Origin of the sequence: Paracoccus sphaerophysae (genome assembly GCF_000763805.1) — a bacterium.
GTDB lineage: Bacteria > Pseudomonadota > Alphaproteobacteria > Rhodobacterales > Rhodobacteraceae > Paracoccus > Paracoccus sphaerophysae.
In genome coordinates this window covers 1-18,742 of sequence record NZ_JRKS01000055.1, presented here as the reverse complement: position 1 = coordinate 18,742, position 18,742 = coordinate 1, and the positions used below count along the sequence as shown (strand labels likewise).

The 18,742-nt window shown below is 63.6% G+C and carries 17 protein-coding genes and 2 pseudogenes; 13 read left to right on the top strand and 6 right to left on the bottom strand.

What is annotated here, in order from left to right; translation table 11 throughout:
* Positions 1-95 precede the first annotated feature (95 nt).
* From IC63_RS18890 to IC63_RS13240, 5 genes are read left to right on the top strand one after another with little or no spacing between them, the layout of a single operon-like run.
* Positions 96-356 carry an acyl carrier protein gene (locus IC63_RS18890; RefSeq protein WP_084115860.1) on the top strand — a complete coding sequence of 87 codons (261 nt, stop codon included), beginning with the start codon at positions 96-98 and terminating at the stop codon, positions 354-356.
* Between the two features lie 4 nt (positions 357-360).
* Positions 361-2,112 (top strand): GSCFA domain-containing protein, encoded by a 1,752-nt coding sequence (locus tag IC63_RS17580; protein ID WP_198026326.1) that lies wholly within the window; start codon positions 361-363, stop codon positions 2,110-2,112.
* Positions 2,096-3,358, top strand: a complete 1,263-nt coding sequence (locus IC63_RS13250; RefSeq protein ID WP_036721025.1) for a type III PLP-dependent enzyme domain-containing protein — start codon at positions 2,096-2,098, stop codon at positions 3,356-3,358. Before IC63_RS17580 ends, IC63_RS13250 begins: the two co-directional genes overlap by 17 nt.
* A complete protein-coding gene (locus IC63_RS13245) occupies positions 3,355-4,812 on the top strand; it encodes a class I adenylate-forming enzyme family protein (protein WP_052042231.1) in 1,458 nt (485 codons plus the stop codon). Before IC63_RS13250 ends, IC63_RS13245 begins: the two co-directional genes overlap by 4 nt.
* Positions 4,809-5,798 (top strand): hypothetical protein, encoded by a 990-nt coding sequence (locus IC63_RS13240; RefSeq protein WP_036721024.1) that lies wholly within the window; start codon positions 4,809-4,811, stop codon positions 5,796-5,798. Before IC63_RS13245 ends, IC63_RS13240 begins: the two co-directional genes overlap by 4 nt.
* A 463-nt stretch (positions 5,799-6,261) precedes the next feature.
* Here the strand turns inward: IC63_RS13240 and IC63_RS18885 are convergent.
* The 6 genes and pseudogenes from IC63_RS18885 to IC63_RS18530 all read right to left on the bottom strand — a co-directional run bounded on the left by IC63_RS18885 (position 6,262) and on the right by IC63_RS18530 (position 10,234).
* A pseudogene (locus IC63_RS18885) lies at positions 6,262-7,026 on the bottom strand (zinc metalloprotease HtpX).
* A gap of 176 nt (positions 7,027-7,202) precedes the next feature.
* Positions 7,203-7,685, bottom strand: a complete 483-nt coding sequence (locus tag IC63_RS13230; protein ID WP_269634760.1) for a phosphate-starvation-inducible PsiE family protein — start codon at positions 7,683-7,685, stop codon at positions 7,203-7,205.
* Between the two features lie 218 nt (positions 7,686-7,903).
* On the bottom strand, positions 7,904-8,875 hold the full coding sequence (locus tag IC63_RS13225) for a YfdX family protein (protein WP_036721023.1): 972 nt from the start codon (positions 8,873-8,875) through the stop codon (positions 7,904-7,906).
* A 72-nt stretch (positions 8,876-8,947) separates the two neighbouring features.
* A complete protein-coding gene (locus IC63_RS13220) occupies positions 8,948-9,439 on the bottom strand; it encodes an Hsp20/alpha crystallin family protein (protein WP_036721022.1) in 492 nt (163 codons plus the stop codon).
* 20 nt (positions 9,440-9,459) lie between these two features.
* Entirely contained in the window at positions 9,460-9,858 is a 399-nt protein-coding gene (locus tag IC63_RS13215; protein ID WP_036721021.1) for an Hsp20/alpha crystallin family protein, read from the bottom strand.
* 172 nt (positions 9,859-10,030) lie between these two features.
* Positions 10,031-10,234 (bottom strand): hypothetical protein, encoded by a 204-nt coding sequence (locus tag IC63_RS18530; protein ID WP_036721020.1) that lies wholly within the window; start codon positions 10,232-10,234, stop codon positions 10,031-10,033.
* A 498-nt stretch (positions 10,235-10,732) separates the two neighbouring features.
* Between IC63_RS18530 and IC63_RS13205 the strand changes: the two genes are divergently transcribed.
* From IC63_RS13205 to IC63_RS13175, 8 genes and pseudogenes are all read left to right on the top strand, one after another.
* Positions 10,733-13,627, top strand: coding sequence for an ATP-dependent Clp protease ATP-binding subunit (locus IC63_RS13205; RefSeq protein WP_036721019.1), 2,895 nt, complete (start codon positions 10,733-10,735; stop codon positions 13,625-13,627).
* Positions 13,628-13,704: 77 nt separating this feature from the next.
* Complete coding sequence (locus IC63_RS13200) at positions 13,705-14,877, top strand: RNA polymerase sigma factor (protein WP_036721018.1); 1,173 nt, start codon at positions 13,705-13,707, stop codon at positions 14,875-14,877.
* Positions 14,874-15,515: an HdeD family acid-resistance protein gene (locus IC63_RS13195; RefSeq protein WP_036721017.1), complete on the top strand. Its 642-nt coding sequence runs from the start codon at positions 14,874-14,876 to the stop codon at positions 15,513-15,515. Before IC63_RS13200 ends, IC63_RS13195 begins: the two co-directional genes overlap by 4 nt.
* A gap of 17 nt (positions 15,516-15,532) precedes the next feature.
* Positions 15,533-15,748 carry a hypothetical protein gene (locus IC63_RS17570; protein WP_198026323.1) on the top strand — a complete coding sequence of 72 codons (216 nt, stop codon included), beginning with the start codon at positions 15,533-15,535 and terminating at the stop codon, positions 15,746-15,748.
* Positions 15,729-16,349: a hypothetical protein gene (locus IC63_RS13190; protein ID WP_036721016.1), complete on the top strand. Its 621-nt coding sequence runs from the start codon at positions 15,729-15,731 to the stop codon at positions 16,347-16,349. The genes IC63_RS17570 and IC63_RS13190 overlap by 20 nt, the downstream gene beginning before the upstream one ends.
* A 1-nt stretch (position 16,350) precedes the next feature.
* Positions 16,351-16,938, top strand: coding sequence for an NADH dehydrogenase ubiquinone Fe-S protein 4 (locus IC63_RS13185; protein WP_036721015.1), 588 nt, complete (start codon positions 16,351-16,353; stop codon positions 16,936-16,938).
* Positions 16,939-17,045: 107 nt separating this feature from the next.
* Positions 17,046-18,191: a cation:proton antiporter domain-containing protein gene (locus IC63_RS13180; protein WP_036721014.1), complete on the top strand. Its 1,146-nt coding sequence runs from the start codon at positions 17,046-17,048 to the stop codon at positions 18,189-18,191.
* A gap of 208 nt (positions 18,192-18,399) precedes the next feature.
* Positions 18,400-18,615: pseudogene (locus IC63_RS13175) on the top strand (transposase); the annotation flags it as partial.
* Between the last annotated feature and the right edge of the window lie 127 nt (positions 18,616-18,742).

Genomic DNA, 18,742 nt, shown 5'->3' with positions numbered 1-18,742 from the left:
GGGCGTCGTTGTAGCTGGACCAGTTCGTCGTGCGGTAGCGGGCGGGAGAAGGCTTGCTCATGCCCCCAGCCTAACCGACTGGATTCCCGCCGTGAATCCTCCGCGGGCGGACTTCTGCAACAACGCCCCTGATCGCCTTCATCAGCGAGGATGCCGGCATCGACCGCGCCGAGATCGGGGACGATACGCTGCTGTTTTCCGAGGGTTTCATCGACAGCTTCACGATGTCATCGGTGCTCGCCGTCATCGAGGAACAGAAGGGCATCCAGATCGAAATGAGCGACGTGACGCTCGAGAATTTCGATTCGCTCTCGCGGATTCTCGCCTTTGTGGACCGCCAGACTGCAGGAGGCTGACGCCGTGGCGATCAAGGTTTCGTCCTTCGACGAGGTCAGCCGGCGAATCGCTGGAAACGCTTTGCGAAGCTATCCCACGTCCAGAAAGGGACGAGAGCGCTTATTTCCAGTTCCAAGGCCGCGGCTAAACTGTCGTGAAGCCCTTCCGAAAACAGCATCCTTTTTTGTCATTGGCTCGTGTTTCGCCCGTTCAGTTGAGTGGGCGTTGGAATGCGCCGGACGCCGGGTGTTGTCGAGTCGGACTGGGTTGGGAATGCCGGGATCTCTAGAAGAACAATTCAACAGGTACAACACTGCGAATGTTGACGTTGCGTTGAACGAAATTAAATGGTGCGCAGGAATTCACTCCGCCTCACCAGATGCGCCGTTGGTTCCACTTGGCAATGAGGTTGTCGACCTGCAGTTGCACTGGTCGTTTGCCCACTCCGAAAAGCAGGCTAAACAATTTCGAAAGATATATCGAGAAAGCTTTCGCCCTGCTCTGACCGCGGATGCGCTCATCATCCTCGCGGGCGGTACGCGGCAATGGTTCGACAGTGAGCATGAGACCTATATAAATGGAATGCCGCCTTCTGCGTTGTCAGCCGCCCATCCCGGCCGCTTCCTTTTGCACGAGTTCGACGTTGCGGCCTGCGCTGATCGGTTAAGGGAAGCAGTCACAACAATTCAAAACAACTCCCTCGCAAAACCTTCTTTCTTCCTCGCTGTCTCGCCCGGATGGGAGATTTTGTCATTGAGTGGTGACGACGCGTTGGTCGATCAGGTTCGCGGGCGCTCAATCCAGCGCGCTGCAATCGAGGAGGTTTGTCAGGACCTCCCTTGCACAACTTACTTACCGGCTCTGGATGCGGCTCTACTTGGCGACAATGTCCACACCTATCTTGAACGCAGTCCCAGCCACGCAACGCAAAATCTTGCCGATCGCATCGTCTCGGCGCTTCTGATCGACACGGGGACAGGGGACGAGGAAGGCGCACGCATGCTTGCGGCGCGTGCCAGAGCTCAGGTTGCACTTGCATGCGACCTGGCGGAGGAGGCTGTTCGCGAGTGTCGTGCGTTTCTGGAGACGGATTCAACCGCCGACGCGGATTTTTGCCAGTTATACCAGCGCGCACTTCTGAAAACGGGTGGTCACGAAGAATTGGCCGAGTTTTCACTTTTCCTTCTCGAATCTGGAAACAGCGCCGTGCCGAATCGGGATTGGCAATACTGTACGGCGGCGCGCGGGTCGAGATCACCAGAACTGATGGAACGACTGAATGCAATGGCCAAAAAATATGGCTTTGACAGCGCCGATGTGGTGAAGTCCCGATCCAGTCAAAGCGCCGCCGATAAATCCGTGTCAAAGGCCCTTGCACAATGGCACGCTCTGAGGCGCAACAACCTATTCGATGACGCGAAGGCCGCACTGGATCAGGTTGTGGCCTATCGGGCCGAAATCGCTGAAGAACTTCGGTATCGCCTTGACACGGCTATGGCGAGATCTATGCGAGATGCTTCTAACGAAGCAGGCGTAGTTGAATGGTTCATCGATCTACTTCAATCGGATCACCTCCCAGATACGAGGGTCCTGCAACAGGTTTCGTTCGTCGCTGCGCGGATTGGTTCGCTCGAGCAACTCGAGCGCATGGAGGCCGGCCTAAACCGTTACAGTTCAACGCCGAGAGATTCAGCATCGTTCGACTCGGCTACCCAGCAATTAAAAACCGGGAAAAAGAAAGCGCGGATCAGGCTCGAGCGTGCTAGTGGAAAGTAATGCACTACCTGCTTTCGGTCGGTCGACTCAATCGCCTGCGCTCTCCTTTACCCCGGCCTATGTCTATGACGCCGCCGTGCTGCGCGGGCGGGTGGCGGTGCTGAGGGGGCTGTTCGGCGATCTCTTCCGCATCTCGTATGCGATCAAGTCGAACCCGAACCCGGCCGTGCTGCGGATCATGGCGGCCGAGGCCGACCATCTGGACGCCTCGTCCTGGGCCGAGGTCATCCGCGCGCTCGAGGCCGGCGGCGCCCCGCGCGCGATCACCTGGTCGGGGCCCGGCAAGCGGCTGGCCGAGCTTCGGGCGCTGGCCGCGCCGGGGCGCGCCCGCGGCGTCGCGCTGGTCGCCGAGGGGCTGGACGAGATCGACGACATCGCGCGCCTGTCCGCCGAGCACGGCGTCGTGCAGGACGTGCTGATCCGCATCAACCCCGACCACGTGCCGCGCGGCTTTGGCGCCTCGATGTCCGGCAAGCCCTCGCAGTTCGGGATCGACGAGGCGGCGGTGCCTGAGGCGGTGGCGCATGTCGATGCGCAGCCGGCGCTACGGCTGGCGGGGTTTCACGTCTATACCGGCTCGAACTGCCTGAGCGCCGATGCCATCGTCGAGAATTTCGCCAACATGGCGCGGCTGTTCCGCGAATTGTCGCGGGACGGGACGCGGGTGCTTGACAAGCTGATCTTCGGCGCGGGCTTCGGGCTGCCGTATCACGCCGGGCAGGCGGATCTGGACGTGGCGGCCGTGCGGGCCGGCATCGCGCCGCTGGTGGCCGGGCTGCGCGCCCTGCCGGGACTGGCCGGCGCCGCCTTCGTGCTGGAACTGGGCCGCTGGCTGTCGGGGCCGGCCGGGGCGCTGGTGACCGAGGTGCTGGCCGTCAAGGACAGCCGCGGCCAGCGCATCGCGGTCTGCGACGCCGGGTTCAACAACCACCTCGCGGCCTGCGGGATGATGGGGTCGGTGTTCCGCAAGGACTACCCGATCGCCAACCTGACCGGCGCCGCCCGCCCGCCCGAGGAGGTCCGGCTGACCGGCCCGCTCTGCACCTCGATCGACGCGCTGGCCGGGCCGCTGCCGCTGCCGCGGGTGGCCCGAGGCGACCGACTGGCGGTGATGCTGTCGGGCGCCTACGGGCTGACGGCGAGCCCCACGCGCTTCATCAGCCACCCCGACCCGGTCGAGCTGATGCTGGACGGCGACTCGCTGCGGGATGTCAGCGAGACCGCCATGAACCACGTGCTGCCATGACGCCGCTGGCCCGGTTCCAGGCGTTGGCCGCCGCCGCGCCCGACGCGCCCGCGATCCTGCAGGGCGAGGCCATCGCCACCCGCGCTGCGCTGCTGGCGCGGGCCGGGGCGCTGACGGCGACGCTGGCGCGGCGCGGCGTCGGCGCGGGGGACGCGGTGATCCTCAGCGCGCAGAACGGGGCCGAGGTGGCGGCGCTGGTGCTGGCCGCCTGGCTGCGCGGCGGCTATCCGGTCTTCGTCTCGCATCACGCGCCGGCCGATCATGTCGAGGTAGCCCGCGTCCGAACCGGCGCCAGGGCGGTGCATGACCCAACGCGCGACCCGGACGCCGCGACCGCGCTGCTGGCCGACGCCGGCGCGCCCGTGCCCGGCACGCCCGCACCGCCCGAGGCGGTCGCCTCGGCCGTCTTCACCTCGGGGTCCACCGGAGCGCCCAAGGGGGTGATGCAGTCGGGCGCCAATCTCGTGTCTGGCGCAGAGCGCATCGCCCGCACCCTGGGCTATGGCGCGGAAACCATCCTCTGCCCGGTCCCGTGGAGCCATGATTACGGGTGGGGCCAGCTACTGTCCTGCCTGGTGCTGGGCCTGCCGCTGGTCCTGCCGGAAACCGAGGGCGTGCAGCCGATGGTGGCCGCGATGGTCCGCCACCGCCCGACGGTGATCGCCGGGACGCCGTCGGTGTTCGCGGGGATGGCCTATGGCGTGTCGGACATCCGCACCGCCGACCTGGCCCATGTCCGCAAGCTGACCAGCACCGGATCGCACCTGCCGCCCGAGTTGGTCCGTGACGTGGGCACGCTGTTTCCGAACGCGCAGGTCTATGCCAATTACGGCCTGACCGAGACCTATCGCAGCGCCTGCCTGCTGCCCGCCGACAGGCCGGGCCGCGAGGCTAGCGTCGGGCGGGCCGTCGAGGGCGCGCGGCTGGCCATCGTTGACGAGACGGGACGCCCCCTGCCCCCGGGCGAGGTGGGCGAGATCGTCCATCTGGGTGCCGGCGCGTTCCTCGGCTATGTCGGCGACCCCGAACGCACCGCCCGCACCCTGCGCGAGATCGAACTCGACGGCGTCCCCCAGCAGGGCGTCTTCACCGGCGACCTGGGGCGGATGGACGCGGAGGGGTTCCTCACGCTGGTCGGACGGCGCGACCGGATGATCAAGTCGATGGATGTGCGGCTCAGCCTCGATGACGTCGAAAAGCGGCTGGTGGCGTCCGGGCTGGTGCGCAGGGTGGCGGCGGTGGGCGTGCCGCACAAGGTCTTTGGCACGCGCATCGTGGCGCTGGCCGAGCTGAAGGACGGCGCCACGCCCGCGGCGCTGAAAGCCTACGCGCGGGGGGCGCTGAACAAATACATGCAGCCCCGCGACTGGCGCTTCCCCGAGACGCTGCCGCAAACCCCCAGCGGCAAGATCGACTATCAGGCGATCCAGCGCGCCGAGGAAGCCGGCGCGTGACGCTCCCTCGGGAAACGACCCTGACCGTTTCCGACATCCCGGAAATCCGCGGGCTGCTCGACGAGATCTGGGCCGCGACCTATGGCGATGCGGGCTCACCGGTCTTTACGGACGATTACCTGGAATGGCTGTATGGCGGGCCGATGCAAGACCGGCACCTGCTGATCGGCTATCGCGCGACCGGCGGACGGCTGGTCGGGTTCCGCGCCTTCCTGTTTCGCCAGTGCATCCTGGGCCGGCCGGTTCCTGCGTATATCTCGACCCATCTGACCGTTCGTCACGACCTGGGACTGGCGGATCGACTGGCGGTCCTAAAGGGCGCGGGGCGCCCTCGATGCCTCGAACGGTTCCCGGATTCGCTGCTGATCTCGTTCTATGAAGCCGGCAAGCCACTCGTGCGCCGCAGGCGGACCGAGGCGGAGGCCCTGGGCCACAGCTTCGTCGAACAGGAGTTCGCCCAGCATCTGGTCAACCTGCGGCGTCTCGCGGCGTGGGCTGGGCAGCCGGGGGCGGAGCCGTGCGAGCTGCGGCCGCTGTGCAAGGCGGATATGCCGGCTCTGGTCCGGCTGTCGGCCGCGGCGCCGCCGGATGTTCTGGCCTGGACGCCCGACCCGCACACGCTTTGGCACCATGTCTCGGGCTCAGCCCAACCCGTTGCCCTTGCGGCCCTGCGTGGCGGCGATCTTGTGGCGGGGCTGGCGGCCTATGTCATGACCGCGCGACGCAGCGACGGCGATACACGCGTGCTGGTGTGCGACAGGCTGATCGGGGATGACCCGGTCGCCGTCAACACGCTGATGCGGGCGGCTCTGGACCGCGCGTCCGCACTGGCCTGCCGGGGGGTCGTCGTCGAAAACGCTACGGGCCTTGCGCCCGAGATTCGGGCGGCCGCCGGTCTCGTCCAGACGTCGCGGCGGATGCTGCTGACGGTCTGGTCGGTCGATGCGCCCGGGCCGATCCGGGGCTATGCAGGGGACGTGAAATAGGAAGACTGGCGGCGGTGACGAAGCCGGGGCAGCCACCAGGCTGGCGGATTGGCCGCGAGCCGACGGCGCAGCAGCGAGGTTTCCCGACCACGGAGAACAGAGGATTTTCCGCAGAGCATCTCGCGGCGCCAACATGGCATACCCCGCGGGACGACGGTTGCCTCCCTTCAGCGCGCAACGATCAAGTCGGCCGGTGCGAACCGCCCGCGTCTGTGGGATGATCGGGCGCGCAGATCAGGTCTTGAGCGCGAAGTTCATTCGGCGTGTCGGCGGCCGGGCCTGAGTGGCAGATCAGCGTCGGGGCGCGTGTTGCCAATTGCCCACGAAGAGAGATCGGCGTTGGTCGCAGACAAATAGTCATAAAGCGTGTGGCGGAGGGGATGGGTCTGAAAGACAGCCTTCTCCACTGATTTACTTTACAACGCAATGACTTACGTGCGTTTCCGTCAGCCGTCCGGCTGCCTTACCAATAAAATCCGAAGGACCTGAACCGCGGTTGAGCCTGTGGCGACGTCAGTGCGGGCATCGCGTGCCCGGCCATCGGCGGGCCGGAAAGCGTTCGGCTGGGGGCCAGCGCGCGGAGCCTCGCGATCCGGCTTTCTACCGGCGGATGCGTCCGCAGCAGAGAGGGTTCGGGGATGCGTCTGCCGGGCAGGAAGATGTCCTCCCAGAACCGGCCGACGCGGCGCTCGAGCTTGCCGAGCGCGCCGATCAACCCCTCGGGGTCGCCGGTCACGTCCCCCGCCACCCGGTCTGCATCGTATTCGCGGGTGCGCGACAGCCCGAGCTGGATCAGCGCCATCAGCGTGGGCGCGAAGATCAGGAGCACCACGACCGACCAGGGCACATGGACCATGCCCGCCATCACGAGCGGCAGGTTCACCAGCACAAGCAACTGTCCCATCCAGCTTGCCAGCTACACCAGCCGCGACATCACATCTGCGAGCCCCATGATCCAGAGGTCGCGATGGGCGATGTGGCCGATCTCGTGCGCGAGGACGCTGGCAAGTTCGCGGCCGTCGAGGATCTCGAGCAGCCCGTCGGTGACGCAGATCGTGCTGTCCTCGGGGCTGCCCATGGCAAAGGCGTTCGGCAGCCGGCTCGGGACGCGATAAAGCGCCGGGGTGCGCGTCAGGCCGGCGCGGCGCGCGAGCTCGGTAAGTGCTGCGATGAGACCGGGGGCCTCGCGCCCCCTCAGACGCTGGGCGCGATAGGCCGACAGCAGCATTCGTCGGGACAGGTCGGGGGCCAGAAACAGGCCGGCGACCATGCCGAGCGCGACGAGCAGCCCCGTTCCGGGCCCCAGGATCACGGTGACCGAAACCCAGGCGATCGCGGCCATGAGCCCGAGCAGCAGCGCCGATTGCACGAAATTGAGCAGGCGGTGGCTGGCGGAAGCCGCGGTCATCGCGTCTCGTGGCCTTCGAGTTCGCGCCGGTCCTGATCGCGCACCAGCCAGTGGACAGCGCCGAGCGCAAGCGCCGCGCCCGCGAGTGCTGCAATCTTGGATGCTTCCGTCTCGCCGAGGTCCAGGATGATGAATTTGCGCGCGATGGCGAGGAGCGCGATCAGCACGATCGTGCGGACCTGGAGGATCCCGAAGCTGCGTTCGGTCGCAACAAGAAGGGAGCGCTTGAACTCGAGCGCGATCACCACGGTGAAGATCATGCCGAACACCACCTGGAAAGTGGCGTAGTCGAGCGTATCGAATGCCCCCAGAAGCAAGCGGTTCACGACTTCGCGCATCAGCGCCCAGACCGACGCGACGACGATCGCCGCAATGATGACGCTGAGGACGAGGATGACAACTTGTTCGAACTTCTCGTAGAGCGTCATCGCCGACCATTGTTCACGGGTCAGCCCGGATGGTTTCAGGTCTTTCATCATTACCCCTCGAAGTTCCCCCCGAATAGACAAGCTCTCCCTGGCTTCGCCGCAGACCGGGATCATTCGGGAATTCTTTACCTGCGATGGAGCCAGGAACCAATTGTTATGTGTCGAGAACCGAAACTCTGGGCCCAGACTATCGATCGTTCCTCAGTCTTCCTGCGAAAGAGCCCCGCCGCTGGTCTCGTTTGCGGCGGGGCTCCATTAGAGGTTCTCTTTTAGTTGAAGATGCGCGTTCGAAGTTCCTCGAACCGGGTCGCAATCGTTTCGAAGATCCCTCCGGTATCCTCCTGCGCCTCAATCTGACTGTCCAACTCATCCAGCGCCTCATGCAGATCCTCGAAATCGCTTTCGCGGCCGTAGCCGAGCGCTTCGGCGATTTTGAGTTCCTGGCGTGCCGCCTCAACATAGTCGGCGGCCGTCAGATCGGCATCTTCAGTAGCGGCTTTATCTTCAGTAGCGGCTTTATCTTCAGTAGCGGCCTTGTCGTTTGCCGCCTCACCGTCGTCATTGAGCAGAGCTTTGGCCTTCTCGATCATCGCTACGGCTCTGAGCGGAGGCAGGGCGACCACTGTGTCGGTCACCACCTGGGTGCTCAGTGCGGCGTTGAGTACCGTCATCGCTTCGTCGGTCTTTCCGTCATCAAGCAGTGCCGTCGCTGCGAGGATCGCGTCGGGATAGGTCGCAAGCGGCAGGCTGGTTGTCCGGATGACAACCTCGGACGCGAACTCGCTCAGCAGCGGTCTCGCTTCCTGGAACTTCCCATCGTCGACCAAGTCCTTGATCTGTTTGCCGAGTACTCGGACGGCTTCGACGCTGCCCAGAACGTCATAGGTGAAATGACTGACCGACACGGGCGCCAAAGCGAGATCCGGTTCACGCGCGACGACGGTTTCGAGCTTCCCCGTGGCCAACGCGAGCGCAGCAATCGCCGCATCTTTATCGCCCTTCTCGATCGCGGCGATCGCAGCCATCGTTTGATCGAGCGCGTCGACCGCCTCCTGGATCAGGGCGGTGCGTTTATCGGCGAACTGTGAATCGGTTTCGGCGGTCACGCTCTCTTCGACCTGCTCCCGGTTGACCGCCTGCGCTTCAGCTTCCGCCTGAGCCGTATCCTGAGACCAGGAAGGGCCGGCGCTGACAATCAGTAGGGCCAAAGCTGTTCCCGCGTAAAGATTCCTGAGTTTCATCAGTCTGTTCCTTTCGGCTGTGATTGGTTCTACGGCGGTTTCGCCGCAGAGTTGGCACGATCAATGCCCGGCTCAGGCCTCCTTGACCGCGATTTTCCTGACCTTGGCTTGGGCTTCGGGCGTTTGCGGCAACTTGATCGTCAGAACCCCGTTCTTGAAGGATGCTTGCGCCTTTTCGCCATCCACACCGGGCGGGAGTGGAATTGTCCGGTAGATCGCGCCGTAGCTGCGCTCGGAGAGGTAGTATCCCTTCTTCTCCTCCTGGCGCTCGATCTTCTTCTCCCCCTTCACAGTCAACATGTCATCGTTGACCGTCACCTCGATGTCCTTCATCTCCATGCCCGGCAGCTCGATCGACACTTCGATCGCGTTGTCGGTCTCGACCACGTCGGATTTCGCCTCGCCGCTGCCCCAAGGCCATTCGAACTGACCGACCCGGTTCCAGAAGTTCTCGAACACATGGTTCATTTCGCGCTGGAGCGTCGCGATCGGGTTGTCTTCGCTGCTCTTGGCATCTGGCGCGCCGTCCTTACGCGCCCAGGGGATCAGGTCCTTGATCTGCATGATATGGTCTCCTTCGGTTTTCAGGCGCCCTTGAGAGCGATCCTTTCCGGCTGCGCCTCAGGGGCTCGGCGAAGCGTCAGAGTGACGAGGCCTCCACGCATCTCGGCGTCGATCCTGTCGGGGTCGAAATCCTCCCAAAGCGTGAAGGCCCTCTCGAAATCAGCCTCGCCATATTCGGCATAGGCAAATTCCAGGTTTTCCGGCCGCATCGGCTCATCCTTGCCGCGGATCGTCAGCACGCGGTTTTCAAACGTGATTTCGACCGCAGCGGCGGCCACGACAGGCATTTCGACCATCATGGAGAAACACTGATCGGTCTCGAAGATATCGGTCAGCGGGCGGTAGATGCGGCCGCCGCCGGCGGTTTCAGGCGCGTGGGTCGGCGTCTTTTCGGTGGCTGGCGTGATGTCGGTGCTCATCGTTCAAGCTCCTCTCAGGCTGCCCTGATCTGAATTCTCTTCGGCTTTTCCCCCTCAGGCCGGAAGATGACGATCCACAGTATGCCGTTCGCGGATCGAGCGCCATGGCAAGAGATATTGATCATGAAACCGTTTCAGTTCTACGGCCACAATGATACCACGCAGGCATAATTCATGCCAGCATTTCAGCCTCCAGCGGCGTGTGATGGAGCGTCGCGACGACCGACAGACCCTTGGAGGTCAAATGATGATTGCATCTGACGATTCGTTGATCGGCGCGACGATCCATCCGGTCGCCCAGCACATCCAGCCGCGGATCGACGATGAAGGCCGTGACCCCGGTCAGACGCGACTGTCGTGGATGGCAGCCGCCCATGTGGACGATTCCCCGGCCTCGCGATCGGCGACCTCACGGCGCGGCTGGAAGTCGGCAGTGCGACAGCCGGGCAACTCGTGGACCGCATGGCGCGGGGGCTGGGTTGAGCGGTCGCCGTCACCGAATGATCGGCGGTCGCAGACCGTTGTGCCGACGAGAAAGACGCAAAAAAATCTTGCGAGAACCAGACCTACGAGCGCGCTGAAGGAAGACATCTGACCGACCTATCAGTCGACGGGAGGCGTGTTCTTCTCGCACTTCTCGAACGCATAGGTGCGCAGCTCTCACGCTAGAGGGAGCAAGTCGGTATGGAAAGGAAGACTGGATCTTCTCGAACAATCGGCGCAGGATCTCCTGCAACGAGAGACACTGGACGAGCCCGATCTTGTGGCAATTGGGTCCAAGGTGAAAGAGCGGAAGCGGGCGCTGCGTGACACTGTCACTGGCGCAGACGATCGGCGAACAACCCTGACTGGATAATGAAAACGGAGAAGACGAATGGCAAACGGAGCTTGCGATATTTGCGGTCGCCCGGCGACGGCGCGCGTGCGCGCCTCGGTGAACGGCAGGGTTCAGAACATGGAGCTTTGCGACCAGCATTACAGCGAAATGGCCCGCCGGTCGGGGCGCAGCGCCTCGCCGCTGGAGTCCCTGTTCGGACGGCGTTCTCTTCTTGACGAATTCTTCGGCGAGAGCGGTTTCGGCAGCCTCTTTGGTGACAGTCCGCTGCGAGGCGGCACGCCCGGCCCCATGGGTGACGGCGATGACGCTGTCGTGGACGCCACTTTCGGCGAGGGCGCGCCGCGGCGTGGATCGCGGCGCGGCGGTGGACGCACCATCGCCGACCGGCTGAGCGAACAGGGCAACAAGCTGCTGCAGGATGCAGCACAGAAGGCCGGGGAATTCGGGCGCAGCGAGGTCGATACCGAACATCTGCTTCTGGCATTGACCGCGTCTGACGTCGTCAAGACGATCCTGGAGCAGTTCAAGGTCGATGTGGACGATCTGCGGCGCCAGATCGAGAATGAAGCAAAGCGTGGAGACGCCAAGACGGAAGGCGAGATCGGCGTCAGTCCTCGCCTGAAGGACGCGCTGAACCGGGCCTTCATCGCCTCGAACGAACTCGGCCATTCCTATGTCGGTCCCGAGCACCTGCTGATCGGCCTTGCCGAAGAGGGCGAAGGCCTCGCGGCGGCGATGCTGCGCAAGCTGGGGTTGACGCCGCAGGCGCTGCGTCAGCAGGTGACGAAGGTGGTCGGCAAGGGTGCCGAGGAAGGCCGCGTGGAGGCGCCTTCCAGCACGCCCGATCTTGACCAGTTCAGCCGTGACCTGACAAAGCTCGCCCGCGAGGGCAAGCTCGATCCCGTCATCGGCCGCGCCCGCGAGATCGAGACGACGATCGAAGTGCTGGCCCGCCGGAAAAAGAACAACCCGGTGCTGATCGGCGAGCCCGGCGTGGGCAAGACCGCCATCGTCGAGGGACTTGCACAACGGATCGTCGCGGGCGAAGTGCCCGAGGCACTGCGCGACAAGCGGCTGGTCGAGCTCAACATCAACTCGATGGTGGCCGGGTCGAAGTATCGCGGCGAGTTCGAGGAGCGAGTCCAGAAGATCCTCAAGGAGATCACCGAGGAGAAGGACAGCCTGATCCTGTTCATCGACGAGATGCACACCATCGTCGGCGCCGGCCAGGGCGGTGGCGAAGGTGGTCTCGACATCGCCAACACCTTCAAGCCGGCGCTGGCGCGGGGCGAGCTGAACCTGATCGGCGCGACGACGCTCAACGAGTACCAGAAATACATCGAGAAGGACGCGGCGCTCGAGCGACGGTTCCAGCCGGTTTATGTGGACGAGCCCACGGTCGCACAGACCATCATGATTCTGCGCGGGCTGCGCGACACGCTCGAAAGCCACCACAAGGTGACGATCACCGACGAGGCGATCATCGCCGCCGCGGAGCTTTCGGATCGCTATATCACCGGTCGCTTCATGCCCGACAAGGCGATCGACCTGATCGACCAGGCCGCGGCGCGGGTGAAGATCTCGGCCACTGCGCGCCCCGTGGACGTCCAGGAGCTGGAAGCCGAGGTCGCGCAGATCAAGCGCGAACAGGACTATGCCGCCGCCCGCAAGCAATTCGACCGGGCAGCGGAACTGAAGAAGGAACTCGAGCAGAAGCAGAAGGAACTGGACGAGCTTCTGGAAATCTGGAAGCGCGACCAGGCTTCGGCGACCGCCGAGGTGCGCGCCGATCACGTCGCGCAGATCGTCTCCAAGATCACCGGCGTTCCGGTCACGGAGCTGACCACCGAGGAGAAGGACAAGCTCCTCAAGCTCGAGGAGAAGCTGCACGAGCGCGTCATCGGCCAGGAAGAAGCGATCCGCGCCGTGGCCGATGCGGTGCGTCTGGCGCGTGCGGGTCTGCGCGAAGGTTCCGGTCCGACCGCGACCTTCCTGTTCCTCGGGCCGACCGGGGTTGGCAAGACGGAACTGGCCAAGACGCTCGCGGAGGTGATCTTCGGCGACCAGGATGCGCTGATCCGTATCGACATGTCGGAGTATGGAGAGCGTCACGCAGTGGCACGGCTCGTCGGCGCTCCTCCGGGCTATGTCGGCTATGACGAGGGGGGGCAGCTGACCGAAAAGGTCCGCCGCCGGCCCTATTCGGTGGTGCTCCTCGACGAGATCGAAAAGGCGCATCCCGATGTCTACAACATCCTGCTTCAGGTGTTCGACGATGGCCGCCTGACAGATGGCAAGGGCCGCGTGGTGGACTTCACCAACACCATCATCATCGCCACATCGAACCTCGGTTCGGACATCATCCAGCGCAACCTCACGAAACGCGGCAGCAGTGAGTTCGACGAGGCCAAGCAGAAATCCGAACTGATGGAGGTGTTGCGCGGTCATTTCCGGCCAGAGTTCATCAACCGGATCGACGAGATCATCGTCTTCCATTCGCTGAATCAGTCGGAGATCCGCCAGATCGTCGAGTTGCAGCTCAACCGGGTGAAGCGGACCGCCCTTACCCAGGGCGTCGAACTCGAACTCGATGTGAGCGTCGTGGATCACTTCGCCGCGGTCGGCTTCCGCCCTGAATTCGGCGCCCGCGAGCTGCGCCGGCTGATCCGGTCGGAGCTGGAGACCGAGTTGGCCCGCGAACTGCTCTCGGGGCGGATCGAGGATGGTGACAAGGTCCGCGTCGCCTGGTCAGCGGACGAACAGAGGGTCGTGTTCGAAAAGATCGTAAAGGACACCAGTGACGACAGCCAGGACGATCAGGCCAAGGCCGGGATCGAGGAGCCCAGCGAAGTTGCCGAAGACAAGACGGACGTTCCGAAGCCCAGCGTTGGGGATGAGGTGCAGTCCAAGGACGACAAGTCCGCCGAGTGACAGCGCAAAAGACTGGCCCGGCGCGATATCGGTCGCGCCGGACCATCTCTTCGGAGAGTTATAGGAAGGTCCACGGCATGAACGTGATTAGATCATTCCGCAATCTCGACCGGCACGGCCAACAGCGCGCGCCTGAGGTCATCGAGGAAGAGGTGCGGCAACTTGAACCGCACCTTGCGCGCTTTCGCGAGGATCTGGTCCGGCTCGAAGTCGTTGCCTCGCAGACGAGGGGCAAGACGCGCATCCATGTCAGCCTGCGCCTGCAACTGCCGTCGGGCGTGATCGCGGCGCGGGAAGATGGATTCGAGATCGAGCCTGTCCTGCGCAAGGCCTTTGCCGACCTGCGCCACCAGGTCGATCGGCATGTGGCGCGCCTCAAGCACGAGCCTGAATACAAGCGTCCCGCCCGCCGGCGCCGGATCGGCGCCCCGCTGCCGCCCGCGCGGGATGCGGCGGAAGCGGACCGGCGCCAGCTCTTCTTTGACCTGATCGAGGATCATCTTGATACGGTCTACGATACCGTCAGGCGCGAGTTGACCTATCTCGAATGCAGCGGGTCTGTGCCGGCTGGCTACCTGAGCGTTGGCGATATCGTCGATGCGACGATCCTCAACGGGCTCAACCGCTTCGAGCGGCGGCCGACCGAATTCTCCGTCCGGGACTGGCTGACGCAGCTGGCCTTCGAGACCGTCGAGGCCGAGGCGCAGGCTGCGCGCCGCGCCGTGCCCGAGGATGCCGCCTCCATCGAGGCGGAACCCGAGGCCCCGGCGGAGGATCCGACCGAGGCGGATCAGGCGATGTTCGAGTTCTACCAGCCCGACGACGCGCTGATGCTGGAGGACCTCATCGCCGACGACGGCGGCACAGACCCCGAGACCGAAGTGGATCGTCATGATATCGCCATGGCACTGCACCGGGCTATCGCAGATCTTGCTCCGGTCGAGCGCCGCGTCCTGTATCGGATGTACCTGGAAGGCGCCACGATCGCGGAGACGGCGCACCTCCTGGGTCTCACTGAGGCGGAAGTGTTGAAGATTGCAGAGAACGCGGCGGAGACACTGCGCGGCACGCTGGTCGAAGCCGGGTTGATCGGCGAGGCATCGGGGCGCGCGCCCGTGGAAAGGGAAATTGCCCGGACTCAGTGTCTGCCTCAACCGTTCGAGGACCGCCGCCGCGTGGCGGCCGCCCTGGCCGGCGCGGAGACAATCGGCACTACTGAGTTGAAACCTGAACAGGAGATGGACCAATGACGACAACCTCTGCAAACCAATCCGACACGATGCAGGACATGCTGTGCAGCCTGTCCGGGAACTGGGGGCTGTTCGTGCTGCGCGGTGTCCTGGCGCTGGTGATCGCGGTTCTCGCCTTCCTCATGCCTGCGGAGTCGCTGCTTGCTCTGACGCTGGTCTTCGGCGCTTTCGCCTTCGCCGATGGCGTGTTCGGCCTCGTCGCCGCCGTCCGCAACATCCGCGGGGGCGATCGCTGGGGCTGGCTGATGTTCAGCGGCATTCTGGGGATCGCCACGGGGGTCGTCGTGGTCTTCTCGCCGTTCGTGGCGACGCTTGTGCTTGCGACATTCCTCTGGGCCAGCATCGCATTCTGGTCCGTGTTCTCGGGTGCCTTCGAGATCGCGGCAGCAATCCGCCTGCGCAAGGAAATCGAGGGCGAGATCTGGCTGATCCTGAGCGGCCTTCTCTCTGTCGTTCTCGGTGTCGTCGTGACCTGGATGCTGCTGACGCGCCCGGTCGAAAGCTTCCTCGCGCTCGGCTGGCTGATCGGCTTCTACGCCGCGGTCTTCGGGGTGATGATGATCCTCCTCGGGCTACGGCTTCGCAAGGCGGATCGTTCGGACGGTGCGGCCTTCGATGACGCTCCCCCATCGGCATAGGCGTGAGGTGCCCTGTGGTGGATGACGGGCGACTTGCCGGCGAGGAGCCCGATTTCACTCGATGGGACGAAACGATCTTCGACCGTTGCCTGAGCACCGGCTTCAATCCGTTCGGCAGCGGTCCGACGCCGATCTTCCTGCGGCACCCGGACGCAGAGGCGCGCGCCGATGCAAGGCCGTGCATCCCCCTGATACCGAAAATGCGAGGTGCTGATGTCGAACCGCCTGCCTGACTTGGCATTTGCTGCTGCGGCCGCTGCCTTGGGCATCGGCATCGTTTTCCTTTTTCGCTCGATGTATCTTGCCAAAGACACGCTGCCTTTCGCGCAGGAGATGACGCTCATCTTTCTCGGCGCTGTCGTGACGATCATTCTGACCGCGGCGCTTCTCAACCGCCAGACCGATCTCGAGCTTCGCAAGGAAGGAAGGGTCATCGTCCTCCAGCAGCAATGCGACATTTACATGGCCTGCATCGAGAAGGTCGCAGAGATCGTGGAAACCGCAAGGCACGATGCGAGGCTGATCGATGAACTGCGTGTTCTCAGCCACAAGCTGGCTGTGGTCGCGAGTGCAGGGGTCGTGTCCAGCTTCGAGCAGGTACTGGAGAGCTTGCAGTCCGGTTTTGCTGACGGCACGCTCTCGGACGGGGACGGAGAGGGCGTGATGCATGCCGTCGCCGATCTCACGATAGCGATGCGGTCGGACGTCCTGCACGCTGCTGCCTTTCCTTCGCAGCACACCGAACACGCCGTTCGCCTGAATTCGAGGCGAATGGAAAAACTCGACGATCTCGAACGTCACCTTCTCGTATCCACCGACACCCGAGAGAACTGATATGCGCGGCCATAATCGCCCACCATTCCCGCCGAAAATTCCCGGAACGGATCTGCCATCCTGGGACGTTCCGACCGCGATCATTTACCGGCCGGCTCGTTCCGCGATGACGTCGGCGCCGCGGCCCAACTACTGGGTCCTCGAGTTCGAGCCATCCCGGCCGCCGCAGATCGAGCCGCTGATGGGATACACGTCCAGCAACGATCCTTATCGTCCGATTCGGCTGAAGTTTCCGGATCGCGACAGCGCCGTGGACTTCGCCGAGCGGCAGGACTGGCGATATGTCGTGCGCGAGGACTTCGTGCGTGAGGGCGTGGCTCATCGGCATGCGCCTGACCGCTGGCGGGGAGAGGAGCGGCATCGCCTCTACAAGGGAGCCGACGCCCCGAACGCCTTTCGCATACCGTCCCGCCTGGATCGGGTTCGCACGGACCACCGACTCCGGCGCGCAGTCGATCAGGAAGGCTCGGTGGACCTGCCGTCGCGAGAACAGGCGGAATTCGATCCGGTTATCGAAGCCAGTCTTGAATCCTTTCCGGCCTCCGATCCCCCAGCCTGGACGGGCGTGACGATCGCCGGGAAAGAATAACGAACGCAATGGTCAGCTCGAGCGATGATCTGCCGCTTGTTTCCTTACCTTGACAGCGTCGCGAGCCGCTATTGGCCTTCCCTGCGCCATGCCATCAGGAGAAGAACATGCATGGCGTGACCGGATTTGTCGAAAGTGCGGCCTTGTTGGTCTTTGCCGCGTTCGTGCTCGTGACGATATGTTCACGGATCGGCGTGCCCAGCATTGTCGGTTACATTCTTGCCGGCATAGTCATCGGACCTGCCGGCCTCGGCCTGATTGCCGAAAACGCTGCCCTCAGCAGCATCGGCGAGATCGGAGTGGTACTCCTGCTGTTCGCTCTTGGCCTGGAATTCTCGTTCGAGAAGCTCGTAACGCTCAGGAAGCATGTCTTCGGTCTTGGAGCCGCGCAGGTTGCAGTCACCACGATATCGGTATCGTTGATAGCGAGTCTGATCTTCGATCTCGCGCCCGTCCCCGCAATCCTCATCGGCGGGGCCGTTGCCATGTCATCCACGGCCATGTGCCTCAAGGTGCTCGCAAGCGCGCACGCTTTGGGATCGGCCCAAGGACGCCTGGCCATTGCGGTGCTTCTGTTTCAAGACTTGGCAGCTGTCGCATTTCTGCTTCTGCACGATTCGATGAGTGGAGCCGCCGAAGGGTATGGCGTGATAACGGTCGTCGCCAGTGCAACGGCATTGGTTGCAGCCCTGTTCATTGCTCGTGGCCCGTTGCAGTTGCTGGCCCGTTGGGTAGCGTCGCGTGGCGATCCGGAACTTGCCCAGCTTCTCGCGCTCACCATTGCATTAGGGTCTGCGATTGTCGCGGCCACCGCCGGCCTTTCTCCGGCACTCGCCGCATTCGCGGCCGGGATGATCATCGGCGAGGGTGACGCGCGCCATGCTGTCGAGAACGAGATCCGGCCTTTCCGCGATCTGTTTGTCGGGATATTCTTCGTCGGCATCGGAACGCAATTGCCACTCTGGATCATCCCGTATGCGTGGCCAGTCGTGCTGAGCTGGCTCGCGATCATTGTCGCGGGCAAGACGCTGATCGTTTTGGTCGTCGCCCGAATATTCGGCGAGTCGCTTCAGACCTCATGGCGGACTGGGATCATCCTGGCCCACGGAGGAGAATTCAGCCTGATGCTGCTGTCGGCTTCCACGACATCGGGCAGTGTTGCGGAGGAATTCGCTGGTCCCTTACTCCTCGCGATTGGCATGAGCATGCTGGCAGGGAGTGTTATGGTCAGATGGGCGGGGCGAAAGGTTTAGTGGGGTCAACATTAATATAACTATGTTTCTCAGATTACTGACAGCCCGCCCGCGCCTGATCCTGCAAGACGCTTTCGGAGAGCAATTTGGCGATTGCCGACCCATCCGGCAGCAGATCGAGCTCGTCGGCGGCGTGCGCCTGTGACCTGCCACGGGCTTTTTCCTCCATCTGTGACTAGAGTCCGGCCCAACGAGAGGACGGACGAAGATGAAGAAGGCACGACGGACCGAGGAACAGATTATCGGTATCCTTCAGGAGCATGATGCCGGCGCGAAGTGCGCAGATCTGTGCCGCAAGCACGGCATGTCGGAAGGCACATTTTACGCTTGGAAGGCGAAGTATGGCGGGATGACGGTGTCGGAGGCGAAGCGGCTGAAGGCACTCGAGGACGAGAACGCCAGGCTGAAGCGCTTGCTGGCTGACGGCGTTGTTGCGCAACTCAGCTAGCGGCGTGAGCTGCCCCTTTCCCCGCTGAACTCAGCTGACGCGAACGATCTCGGCGGTGCCGAGGGCGGAGAAGCGGTTCATGAGAGCAATGCGGATGTGGATC